This window comes from Bradyrhizobium sp. LeoA1Lang (assembly GCF_055413685.1).
Window position 1 is genome coordinate 25298 of record NZ_JBVAPG010000086.1, and the last position, 10513, is coordinate 35810.

A 10513-nucleotide genomic window follows, 5' to 3' on the forward strand; every position below is an offset into this window, starting at 1 on the left:
GTATAGATGATCGAAAAGATAGCTCAAATACTTTGCGGGCTCCTCAAAATTGAAAGTATAAGTTCGAGTTCCAATTTCGATATCATCGAATACATCGAGCGGATACTTGCGTCATCGTGCGTGACGGCGTGTCGCGTGCCGTCGCGTGACGGACGCAAGGCGTCGCTGCTCGCGACCATCGGTCCGGCGGACCGAGCCGGTGTCGTTCTGTCGGCACATACGGACGTCGTGCCGGTGGAGGGGCAGGCCTGGACTGTGCCGCCATTTGCCGGCGTCATCCGTGATCAGCGCGTCTATGGTCGCGGCGCGACTGACATGAAGGGCTTTCTGGCTGTCGTTCTCTCCGCCGTGCCGCGTCTCAAGGAGGCGGCTCAGGCCGTTCCGGTGCATCTGGCGTTTTCCTATGACGAGGAAGTGGGATGCCGCGGCGCGCCGGATCTGGTGCGTGCGTTGACGCAGTCCGTCGCGCCGCCGGCGCTCGCCATCGTCGGAGAGCCGACCACGATGCGCGTCGTTCGCGCGCACAAGGGCAAGGTGGCGCGTCGCTTGACGGTGATCGGGCGCACGGGCCACTCGGCGATGCCGCATCGCGCGACCAATGCCGTCGATTCCGCGGTGGCGATCGCTCATGCGTTGCGCGGTTTCGCCGATCAGGAGATCGCACGCGGCGGCGATGCGGCCTTCGACCCGCCATTCACCACGATTCATGTCGGATCGCTACATGGCGGCAGCATGGTCAATCTCGTGCCGGAACGCGCCACGCTGGAATATGAGATCCGCACCATCCCGGGCCGTGACGCTGGCGAAATCCTTGCACGGATCGATGAGTTGGTTGCGCGCGAGCGTGATCGACTTCGTGACAGCGCGCCAGAGGCCGACATCATCTCCGAAGAACTGTCGGCCTATCCCGGCCTGGATACCGATGCCGATGCGCCTGCGACACGTCTGGTTGCGCGACTTGCAAGCGACACGCAGCCCGCAACGACAGTAGCATTCGGCACCGAGGCTGGCCTCTACGCGGAAGCGGGCATCCCGACGCTGGTTTGCGGACCCGGCGATATGGCGCGCGGGCACAAGGCCGACGAATGGATCGGCTTTGATGAACTCGCTGCGGCGAGCGCGATGATCGACAGGCTGGCCGTTTTGCTAAGCCGGCCGAGTGCAGACTGGATGCAGGAATGAGCAACGGAGTTTCGACAATGACCCCCACCATGCAGGCCATCATCGCAACGCAGGCGGGTGGTCCCGACGTGCTGATGCAGGTCGCGCGACCCGTGCCCGTGCCCGGTCCCGGCGAAATCCTGATCGAGGTTGCCGCGGCTGGCGTCAATCGCCCCGATCTGATGCAGCGGAGTGGCGCCGTCCCGCTGCCGGCAGGTGTCACCGATGTGCTCGGGCTCGAAGTTGCAGGGCGCGTGGTCGATGGCGACGCCGACTTGCGCGGTCAGGCGGTTATGGCACTGGTCAAGGGCGGCGGCTATGCGCGCTATTGCCTTGCCAAGGCATCGCATTGTCTCGCTGTGCCCGAGGGCCTGACGATGGAAGAGGCGGCAGCCCTGCCCGAGGCGCTCTTCACCGTCTGGCACAATCTGTTCGAGCGCGGTCGGCTGTCGAAGGGGGAGGCCGTACTGGTGCATGGCGGCGCCAGCGGCATCGGCACGGTTGCGATACGAATGGCCATCGCCCGCGGCGCCACGGCCATCGCGACGGTCGGCAGCGACGCCAAGAAGAAGGCAGTCGAAGCGCTGGGCGCCACCGCGATCAATTATCGTACCGACGATTTCGTTGCCGCAGCGCGCGATGCTGCCGGCGAGCGCGGCGTCGATGTCGTGCTCGATATCGTCGGCGGTTCTTACGTTGCACGTAATCTCGACGTGCTGGCGCCGGGCGGACGCCATGTCAGCCTGTCCTTCATGGAGGGTGGTGTTGTCCCGATTGATCTCGGGCTGGTGATGCGCAAGGGATTGTATCTGACATCGTCGACGCTGCGACCGAAGTCGGATGAGGAGAAGACGGCGATCGCCGCCGTGCTCCGCGCCGAGGTGTTGCCGCTGGTCGCGTCTGGCGTGGTGAGGCCGCTGATCTGGCGGCAATTGCCACTCAGTGACGCCGCACAAGCCCATCGCATTCTCGAAGCCAATGAGAACATCGGCAAGGTGTTGCTGCTGCCGACGGGAGACGCTCATGAGTGATGCCATCGAACTGTTTTATGCGCCGACATCGCCCTATGTTCGCAAGGTCATGGCGTGCGCGATCGAACTTGGCATCGCTGATCGCATCGTGCGGCTGCCGAGCGCCGCGCATCCGTTGAAGCGCGATGAGAGGATCGCCATTTTCAATCCGCTCGCCAAGGTCCCGGCCACAAAACTGGCGGATGGAACGCTGCTATTCGACAGTCGGGTGATCTGCGAGTATCTCGATGACCTCGGAAATGGCTCGCTGTTTCCGCGCGGGCCCCAGCGCTGGCAGGTCCTCACCGAACAGGCCCTCGGTGACGGCCTCCTCGATGCCGCCCTGCTGACCCGCTACGAGAACACCTGCAGAAGTGATGAGCATCGATCGGCCGACTGGATAGACGGCCAGATGACCAAGATCGCCGCAGCACTCGACCAGATGGAAAACACGGTCGCTGAATTCGGCGCACGCATCAGCATCGGCAGCCTCACCATCGCCTGTGCGCTTGGCTATCTGGATTTCCGTTTCGCGTCATTCGACTGGCGTACAACGCGGCCGGCGCTGGCCGTTTGGTTCGAAACCATGTCGCTGCGTCCGTCTTTGCGAGACACGTTTCCAGCGGATGGATGATTTGAGACATTCGTCGGGAGTATGCCTTCGCACGCTTCACCGAGCCGTACAAGGCATGATACCGGAGCTATCGAAAATGGCGACGACCAAACCCTCTCTCAAATTGACACATGACGGCGCGCTCAAGGCGTTGGCTGGCGCGATAGCCAAAGCGGAAGAGCTTAACGCACCGCAGAACATTTCGATCGTCGATGACGGCGGCAACCTTCTGGCATTTGTTCGGATGGATGGCGCCAAACTGCTGTCACGGGAGACCTCGATGTCCAAGGCCATCACCGCGGCTTCACATCGTCAACCGACGTCGCGACTCGATCCGGCCAACGAGATCAAGCTTGCCATTGCGGGTGGGGGCCGGCTCACCAACCTCGAAGGTGGACTGCCAATCATTATAGCAGGCCAATGTGTCGGTGCGGTCGGCGTGGGGTCAGGCACTGGTGCACAAGACGTCGAAGTAGCCCGCGCCGCGTTAGCGGCGATCGGAGCGGAGGATCAAAAGCCATGAGCGAGTTTGAAGCTGGCCTGAGCGAAACGGCGCGGAGCTATCTGCGCGAAGGAAAATGTGACGAGAGCTCCGTCGTCCGGCAGACGCCCCGCATCAACGGCCGCGCGCCACCGATGCTGTTTGACAGCCGGTCGTGACTTTATATTTGGCCTAGTAGCTGCCGCTAGCTATGCACTTGCTTTCTGCACCAACTGAGCGGTGGGTTGTATTCGGGCTCGATGGCGGTTCATGAAGAGCCGCACATACCCGCAATGTTCACGGTGCGGGTGGCGCTGAGACCTTCACTGATGGGCGATCCGCCAAGGCTCGCGCGAATTCGTTGAGCTCTGGGAAAGCCGAGCGCCATCCGCAATCGGGAAACCGGTAGTCGGCATAACCGAGCGCGCAAATGAGCGAGATAGCAACGACGTCGAACGGACGCGACATCAGGGTCGGCTGTCGCGCGAAATGCGCAAATCCGCACCACGCCCTGTTCCAGTGATCGTCAAGCCAGGCGTTCCAATGCGTGCCTTCGGGGCGCGCGAACTTCTCGTAACGGCAGAGCAGCATGGAATCGAGCATGCCTTGCAGCATCGAATGCTCGCTTTTGACCCGCCAGCGAGTTGGACCTGAGAGAGGGAGCAGCTTCCCGCCGCCCGCGAGTTCGTCGAGATATTCGACGACGACGTAGGAATCGAGAATCGCATCGCCATTGTCGAGGATCAGGACCGGCAACTTCTTGAGCGGGTTGATGCGGGAATATTCCTCGTTCGCTTGACCCGGTACGACCGCGGTCGCCACGAGCTCGATTTGGTCGATGAGGCCCAGCTCGATCGCGGCAATGCGGACTTTGCGAGCAAAGGGAGAAGCTGGGGCGAAGGTGAGTTTCATGTACGCGCTCTGATCTGGACGTTTGAAGGCTGCCCCAAGGAGGGAGTGGCTGCGGCAACACGCCATGAATAATTAGACGATATAGCTTTACATGTCTAATTTATGGACTATAACTCCATATAGTATAATAATTGATCGGATTGGTGCTTTCGTTGAGGGGGGCCTTCAAGCGCGCCGTGAAGGGGCTCAGCCAGACGAGCGGCCGATACGTCGGTCGCATCGTGGCGTCCGTGGTGGGGGAGAAAAACGCGCGGATCTGGCGACCTCGTCGCGATCTGAATCGTTCTAGCCGGTCGTTTCTTTGATCGAGGCTTCACAGGGGGTAAAGCATGTCTCAGTCCAAGCATTGTCTTCCGCGCCGAAAGGTCCTGGGTCTCCTTGCGGCGGCGCCGGTCGTTCTCACGTCTCGATCAGTGCTTGCACAAGGCCCGATCAAGATTGGTGGCATCTTTCCGTTGACCGGGGGGAATTCCGTATTTGGCAACCAGAATTATCAGGGCGTCGAGACGGCGATTGACCTTGTGAATGATCGCGGTGGCATCAACGGGCGGAAAATCCAGCTCTTCAAGGGCGACGGGAATAGCCCGCAAGCCGCTATCAGCGAGACCAACCGTCTCGCCTCGCGAGAAGGCGTGCGCATCTTCGTCGGGAGCTCGACGAGTGCTGTTGGGATGGTGGCGAGCCAGGAGGCCGAGCGCAATGGCGCGTTTTACTGGGAAGGCATGGCGGTTGCGAACAACTATACGGAGCGCGACTTCAAGAACGTGTTCCGGATGGGGCTGAGCGCCGCGGGCCTTGGCCAGCCCGCTCCGCTATATACCGCCCAAGTCCTTGCGCCGATGCTGAAGATCGATCCGAAAAACCTCAACGTTGCGGTCGTTGCCGAGGATTCTGCATTCGGCGTCGACGTGTCCAAGGCCGTCATCGACCAGGCTGAAAAACTCGGTATCAAGATCGGATTGCGCGAATTCTATTCTGCCAAGACCACCGATCTGTCTCCGCTGGTCCTGAAGCTACGCTCGCTCGATCCGGACATGATCATAGCCACGCAATTCATCAATGACGCTATCCTTCTCCAGCGGCAGATGAAGGAAATGAATTACAGCCCGAAGGCGTTTGTAGGCACCAGCGCGGGTCACTCCACGCTATCTCTGGCCGAGGCGATCGGGAAGGATGTGAACGGAATCTTCTCATCGTCGTTCCCGCTCGAAGCTAATTTGAGTTCTCTAACGGCCGAGGCGCGCGCAGATCGTGAAGAGTTCGTGAAGCGCTACGAGGCGAAGTACAAGGTTACGCCTGCGGTCCAGGAGTCGCTCGGATTTGTCGTGGGCGTTGCGCTTGCGCGGGACATCGTGGGTAGGGCGGCTTCCGATGGCGCCTCGGATCTTCGTGACGCATCGCTCAAGGTCGATGTGCCGGTCGGGTCCTACATCAATGGCTGGGGTTTGAAATTCGACGATAAGGGCCAGAATCAGCGGGCCTTCGGCAGCGTGGTCCAGTGGCAGGATCAGAAGATGATGTCCGTTTATCCGGAAGCCAACAAGGTCCGCGATCCCATCATGGTGCCGCTGCCCGCCTGGAATGCGCGGTGACATCGAACTAGAGCCGGCGATCCAAGAGCTCTCATGGACATCTACATTCAGCTTGCTTTGTCGGGCCTGTTCATCGGCGGGGTGTACGCGCTGATCAGTGTCGGTTTGACCCTGGTGTTCGGCGTCTTACGAGTCGTGAACTTTGCGCATGGCGAGTACCTCACGATAGCGATGTACCTGACGTACTTCATGTTTCAGCGCGTCGGAATCGATCCCTTTGTCGCGAGCGTTGCCGTCGTGCCGCTGATGTTCGTCCTTGGACTTGTGACTGAACGCCTGTTGATCCGACCGACGCTCGAGGCCCCGCATGTGGTCCAGGTGTTCGTCACCTTCGCGCTATCGCTGCTTCTGCAGAACCTTTTACTGACGCTGTTCACGTCCGATTTTCGATCGATCAGGACGCCTTATGCGACGGTCGCGTTTCAGATCGGGCCACTCTATGTGTCCTGGTTGCGCGTTGCCGTTTTCGTCGTCGCGCTGATGTTGGCCGGTGGATTGGCGGCGTTTCTGAAGTACACGTACATCGGAAGCGCGATACGCGCCACGGCGCAAGATCGTCGTTCGGCGCGACTAGTCGGCATCAATGTTGACCAGGTCTACGCGGTCACATTTGCTCTTGGTTGCGCACTGGTGGGAGCGGCCGGCATCCTTCTGTCGCCATTATTTCCAGTAAATCCCTACACCGGCGCCGACATGATCCTGATCTCATTTGTCGTCGTCGTTCTGGGCGGGATGGGAAGCATCGCCGGCGCGGTGGTGGCGGGACTCTCGATCGGCATAGTGGAGTCGTTCACCGGGTACTTTGCTGGTGGAGAATTGAAGCAGCTCGTCTATTTTGTTCTGTTCATGGTTGTTCTCGCCGTGCGTCCCAATGGTCTCTTCGGCCGCAAGGGTGCCGAAGTCATGGATGTCACGTGATGAAGCCGGCTCACTCTCCACTCACCGGACTTCTGCTGCCCGCTGCCGGATTTGTGGCTTTGGCGGTTCTGCCCCTCATATTTTCTGACGCGTTCTTCGTGGCAGCAGTCACGCTGGCACTTCTGGGTGCCGCCGCGTCACTCGCTTGGAACCTAAGCGGAGGATATGCGGGCCAGTTGTCGCTTGGCCATGCAGCCTTCTACGGCATTGGCGCCTATGTCTCGACCATCCTTTTCCTGAAGGCGGGGATTAGTCCGCTCATAGGAATGTGGCTCGGCGCGATTGTCAGCGCGGCTCTGGCCGTTTTCCTGGGCGCCATCACGATGCGGCTGAAGGGCTCCTTCTTCGTCATGTCGACGCTCGCCTTTGGCGCCGTCGTCCACATCAGCGCCATCAACTTGCGAGATCTCACCGGCGGGCCATCGGGGTTGGCGATCCCACTTCGGCCGAGCCCTGAGAATCTGATCTTCGCCAAGAAGCTCGTCTACACTTACGTCGCCCTCGTTCTCGTCATTGTCTTCTACGCAGTCACGCGGATGATTGCTGCGAGCAAGGTGGGTTATGCGTTGGTTGCGTTCCGGGAGAACCACCAGGCCGCGCGCGCGCTCGGAATCCGCACCTTACCTCTTCGGATAGGCGTATTCGCGCTGTCTGCCGGCCTCATCAGCATTTGCGGCAGCGTGCATGCGCAATACTATCTGTATGTTGATCCGGACAGCGTGATGGGCCTGAACCTGTCGCTCAATTTTGCGCTGATGGCGATCGTTGGCGGACTCGGCACGGCATACGGCCCGATCGTCGGCGCACTCCTGGTGTCGGTCGTCTCCGTAGTCATGCAGGTGTATCTTGGTGATCAAATCTCAGGCCTGACGCAGCTTGCCTACGCAGCCATCGTGATCCTGGTGCTGCTTGCCGCCCCAACGGGGCTCGGACCCTCGGTACATGCGTTCTTGAAGCGGAGCGCGATATGGCGGTCCTGACGGCAACGGATTTGACGAAGCGCTTCGGGGGCTTGACCGCAGTCAAGGACGTCAGCTTCACGGCACGCCCCGGCGAAATCCTTTCGATCATCGGGCCCAACGGGGCGGGAAAGACCACCGTCTTCAATCTGTTGACCGGATTTCTCAGGCCGGACCGGGGCTCAGTATCCCTCGACGACATGGATTTAGGGGGCGTCTCTCCCGAAAGCAGGTGTCGCGCGGGCCTCGCTCGCACCTTTCAGATCGTGCAGCCATTTCGGGGCCTGAGCGTGCTCGACAACGTCGTCATGGGGGCAATGCTTCGTGCACGGTCGATCGAAATGGCACGTGAGATCGCCCGGAAAGTGTTGAGCGATCTTGACATGTCGGCTCTATGTGATGTGTCCGCTGGACAGCTTCCGATCGGCGACCGTAAGCGGCTGGAGATGGCCAAAGTCCTGGCAACGTCCCCTCGCGCACTCCTGCTTGATGAGGTCATGGGCGGGCTTATCCCGATCGAAGTCAAGAAAATGATCGGCTTCATTCAACGGCTGAGGGAGCGAGGCATAGCTCTCGTGGTGATCGAGCATCACATGAGCGCGGTGATGCAGCTATCGGATCGCATCCTGGTCCTTCAAAATGGGAAGCCGATCGCAACGGGAACTCCTGCGGAGGTTACGCGCGATCCGGTGGTGCTGTCGGCGTATCTTGGCGCCAATTTTGCGGCGTCGAGGAGCTAGTCGATGCTGCGCGTCCGTGATCTCAGTGTACGTTTCGGAGACGTACAAGCCGTCGAACAGCTTTCATTTGACGTGGGAGCTGGGCAAATCGTCGGGTTGGTTGGCAGCAATGGCGCAGGCAAGACCACAACATTGTCCGCGATATCGGCGCTGGTCAAGAATCGCAGCGGGAGCATAGAGCTCGACGGCAAGGATATCTCGCGGCTGCCTCCTCATCAGATTGTCGAGCAGGGCTTGATTCATGTGCCGGAGGGACGCCGGCTGTTTCCGTTTATGAGCGTTCTGGAGAACCTGGAAATCGGAGCGTACGGAAAGGCGGCGCGTGACAAGCGAAAGCAGCAGCTCGAGTTCATCTTCGATCTCCTGCCACGCTTGGCGGAGCGCCGTGACCAACTGGCCGGTACCCTGTCAGGGGGAGAGCAACAGATGTGCGCCATCGGTCGCGGACTAATGTCATGTCCTCGACTGTTGATGTTGGACGAGCCAACGCTTGGCTTGGCACCAATGCTCGTCGAGGACGTATTCAGACTGGTGAAGGCGATTCGGGATAGGGGCGTTCCGATCCTGATCGTCGAGCAGCAGGTCGTCCACGTGCTCGAGACGGCCGACTATGCTTATGTGCTGGAAAGCGGACGGGGCGCCATGCATGGCCTCGGCGCCACGCTCTTGCAGGATGATGGATTGAGACGTGCCTACCTTGGGATCTGATGATAAGCGCGACCCGGTCGCGATAAAGGAGCGTCGCCGCTCAAAGCGGATTGTGCGCCGACGCGCCGAGATTCTCGACGCTGCAAAGAACATCTTTCTCGCGGGCGGCTATGCGTCGGTCACGATCGACGACATCGCGGATACCGCGGGCATATCGCGGGCGACGATTTATCTGTATTTCAAGAGCAAGCAGGAAGTATATACGGAGCTTCTGTTCCGCGACCTTGATGCGATGATCACGATGCTGATCACGTCGTTCGACCGGAACGACTCGGTCCGCAATAACCTGTTTCGAATGTCGATCTCCTATATGAACTTCTTTCGCGTTCATCCGGAGTATTTTACGACCCTTTCGTTCTTCTTCATGCCGGGTCGCAAGGAAACGTTGCCTCCCGATGCCGCTGCCAAAATTAGCGCGCGGCTCAATGACGGCATTCTAACGATCGAGGAAGCCATCAAGTTGGGAATTTCGCGCGGAGAGGCACGGCCGGTCGACGCGCGCGCGGCGACGCTTTCTCTGTGGGGGCAGTGGATGGGTAACGCTTACCTCGCTGTTGCCGGCCGGACGACAATCTATGAGCGCACGATCGAGCAGGTTTACGCGGATGGTATCGATCTCTTTCTCGACGGCCTCACGGTGCGGAGCCCCGGCTGAAGTACGTAAGGTCGATCACCGTCTGAACGGCAGCAAGAGTCTCGATTAGACACGCAGCATCTCCGCTCGATCGCGCGCGGATGCTTGGGGAGGAGCACACTCGATGAATATCGAAACTTACGTCCTGAAGGGCAACGGACGCATTCCGAATTCGTGTCTGCCGGTTCTGATCTACCGTCAAGCCTTCGATATGCGTCCTCCGGAAATAGAGGATTTGTTTCGAAAGAACGAATGGCCGACGGATTGGCACAGTTCTTTCGGTATGTATCCACGCCACCACTTTCACAGTGATACCCACGAATTGATCGCGGTGACGCGCGGTACCTTGGTGGGACGCTTCGGCGGCCCGGAGGGTGTGTGCGTGACGATGACGAAAGGTGATTTCGTCGTGATCCCCGCAGGAGTAGGGCACTTCGGGGAGTCGATCACAGAAGACTTGCGCCTGACGGGGGCATTTCCGATGGGCCATGCCATCCACGATTTCAGGCTGGGCTATGTCGAGGAGTACGCACGGATGGTGGAACGCTCTCGGCGTGTGCCTATCCCTGTGTTTGATCCCCTGGAAGGCTCGTCCGGCTCGCTACCACAAATCTGGCACGATGCTCTGGGAGGCAAGCAGTAATGCCGAGCGCCGAGATCGGTGCCGTCCGAAAAGCGGTTGGAATTGAAAGTGGCGTAGTCTCCGGGGTGATCAACCTCGAATCACCCGGCGTTGACGCGCCGGGCTGGAGACCACGCCATGACAAGCGTTACCACGAAGGCTT

The 10513-nt window shown here is 59.9% G+C and carries 13 protein-coding genes; 12 read left to right on the forward strand and 1 reads right to left on the reverse strand.

From position 1 onward, the window contains the following. Nucleotides 1–6 precede the first annotated feature (6 nt). The 5 genes from argE to ACZYOF_RS26035 all read left to right on the forward strand — a co-directional run bounded on the left by argE (nt 7) and on the right by ACZYOF_RS26035 (nt 3444). Nucleotides 7–1182 (forward strand): acetylornithine deacetylase, encoded by a 1176-nt coding sequence (gene argE, locus ACZYOF_RS26015; protein ID WP_463717567.1) that lies wholly within the window; start codon nt 7–9, stop codon nt 1180–1182. A gap of 17 nt (nt 1183–1199) precedes the next feature. Then, the gene (locus tag ACZYOF_RS26020; RefSeq protein WP_463717568.1) at nt 1200–2192 is read left to right on the forward strand and encodes an NAD(P)H-quinone oxidoreductase; all 993 of its coding nucleotides are present in this window, start codon (nt 1200–1202) and stop codon (nt 2190–2192) included. A gap of 4 nt (nt 2193–2196) precedes the next feature. Further along, nucleotides 2197–2805 (forward strand): glutathione S-transferase, encoded by a 609-nt coding sequence (locus tag ACZYOF_RS26025; RefSeq protein ID WP_463717575.1) that lies wholly within the window; start codon nt 2197–2199, stop codon nt 2803–2805. A gap of 76 nt (nt 2806–2881) precedes the next feature. Further along, nucleotides 2882–3307, forward strand: a complete 426-nt coding sequence (locus ACZYOF_RS26030; protein ID WP_463717569.1) for a GlcG/HbpS family heme-binding protein — start codon at nt 2882–2884, stop codon at nt 3305–3307. Beyond that, on the forward strand, nt 3304–3444 hold the full coding sequence (locus ACZYOF_RS26035) for a hypothetical protein (protein ID WP_165421054.1): 141 nt from the start codon (nt 3304–3306) through the stop codon (nt 3442–3444). Before ACZYOF_RS26030 ends, ACZYOF_RS26035 begins: the two co-directional genes overlap by 4 nt. A 118-nt stretch (nt 3445–3562) precedes the next feature. On the opposite strand, the gene ACZYOF_RS26040 is transcribed toward ACZYOF_RS26035, so the two are convergent. Further along, entirely contained in the window at nt 3563–4177 is a 615-nt protein-coding gene (locus tag ACZYOF_RS26040) for a glutathione S-transferase family protein (RefSeq protein ID WP_130578114.1), read from the reverse strand. Nucleotides 4178–4506: 329 nt separating this feature from the next. Here ACZYOF_RS26040 and ACZYOF_RS26045 point away from each other — a divergent pair, with 329 nt between their 5' ends. From ACZYOF_RS26045 to ACZYOF_RS26075, 7 genes are all read left to right on the forward strand, one after another. Then, on the forward strand, nt 4507–5769 hold the full coding sequence (locus tag ACZYOF_RS26045; RefSeq protein WP_130578115.1) for an ABC transporter substrate-binding protein: 1263 nt from the start codon (nt 4507–4509) through the stop codon (nt 5767–5769). Nucleotides 5770–5802: 33 nt separating this feature from the next. Next, entirely contained in the window at nt 5803–6687 is an 885-nt protein-coding gene (locus tag ACZYOF_RS26050) for a branched-chain amino acid ABC transporter permease (protein WP_463717570.1), read from the forward strand. Then, complete coding sequence (locus ACZYOF_RS26055) at nt 6687–7667, forward strand: branched-chain amino acid ABC transporter permease (RefSeq protein WP_463717576.1); 981 nt, start codon at nt 6687–6689, stop codon at nt 7665–7667. The genes ACZYOF_RS26050 and ACZYOF_RS26055 overlap by 1 nt, the downstream gene beginning before the upstream one ends. Further along, complete coding sequence (locus tag ACZYOF_RS26060; RefSeq protein ID WP_463717571.1) at nt 7655–8386, forward strand: ABC transporter ATP-binding protein; 732 nt, start codon at nt 7655–7657, stop codon at nt 8384–8386. The genes ACZYOF_RS26055 and ACZYOF_RS26060 overlap by 13 nt, the downstream gene beginning before the upstream one ends. A 3-nt stretch (nt 8387–8389) precedes the next feature. Further along, nucleotides 8390–9094 carry an ABC transporter ATP-binding protein gene (locus ACZYOF_RS26065; protein WP_463717572.1) on the forward strand — a complete coding sequence of 235 codons (705 nt, stop codon included), beginning with the start codon at nt 8390–8392 and terminating at the stop codon, nt 9092–9094. Beyond that, nucleotides 9084–9749, forward strand: a complete 666-nt coding sequence (locus ACZYOF_RS26070) for a TetR/AcrR family transcriptional regulator (RefSeq protein ID WP_463717573.1) — start codon at nt 9084–9086, stop codon at nt 9747–9749. The genes ACZYOF_RS26065 and ACZYOF_RS26070 overlap by 11 nt, the downstream gene beginning before the upstream one ends. 103 nt (nt 9750–9852) lie before the next feature. After that, nucleotides 9853–10371 carry a cupin domain-containing protein gene (locus tag ACZYOF_RS26075; RefSeq protein WP_463717574.1) on the forward strand — a complete coding sequence of 173 codons (519 nt, stop codon included), beginning with the start codon at nt 9853–9855 and terminating at the stop codon, nt 10369–10371. Nucleotides 10372–10513: the final 142 nt, after the last annotated feature.

Coding starts and splice junctions, on each gene's coding strand:
- ACZYOF_RS26035 (WP_165421054.1), top strand. CDS start 3,304: ATGAGCGAGTTTGAAGCTGGCCTGAGCGAAACGGCGCGGAGCTATCTG.
- ACZYOF_RS26030 (WP_463717569.1), top strand. CDS start 2,882: ATGGCGACGACCAAACCCTCTCTCAAATTGACACATGACGGCGCGCTC.
- ACZYOF_RS26060 (WP_463717571.1), top strand. CDS start 7,655: ATGGCGGTCCTGACGGCAACGGATTTGACGAAGCGCTTCGGGGGCTTG.
- ACZYOF_RS26050 (WP_463717570.1), top strand. CDS start 5,803: ATGGACATCTACATTCAGCTTGCTTTGTCGGGCCTGTTCATCGGCGGG.
- ACZYOF_RS26055 (WP_463717576.1), top strand. CDS start 6,687: ATGAAGCCGGCTCACTCTCCACTCACCGGACTTCTGCTGCCCGCTGCC.
- ACZYOF_RS26075 (WP_463717574.1), top strand. CDS start 9,853: ATGAATATCGAAACTTACGTCCTGAAGGGCAACGGACGCATTCCGAAT.
- ACZYOF_RS26020 (WP_463717568.1), top strand. CDS start 1,200: ATGACCCCCACCATGCAGGCCATCATCGCAACGCAGGCGGGTGGTCCC.
- argE (WP_463717567.1), top strand. CDS start 7: ATGATCGAAAAGATAGCTCAAATACTTTGCGGGCTCCTCAAAATTGAA.
- ACZYOF_RS26045 (WP_130578115.1), top strand. CDS start 4,507: ATGTCTCAGTCCAAGCATTGTCTTCCGCGCCGAAAGGTCCTGGGTCTC.
- ACZYOF_RS26065 (WP_463717572.1), top strand. CDS start 8,390: ATGCTGCGCGTCCGTGATCTCAGTGTACGTTTCGGAGACGTACAAGCC.
- ACZYOF_RS26040 (WP_130578114.1), bottom strand. CDS start 4,177: ATGAAACTCACCTTCGCCCCAGCTTCTCCCTTTGCTCGCAAAGTCCGC.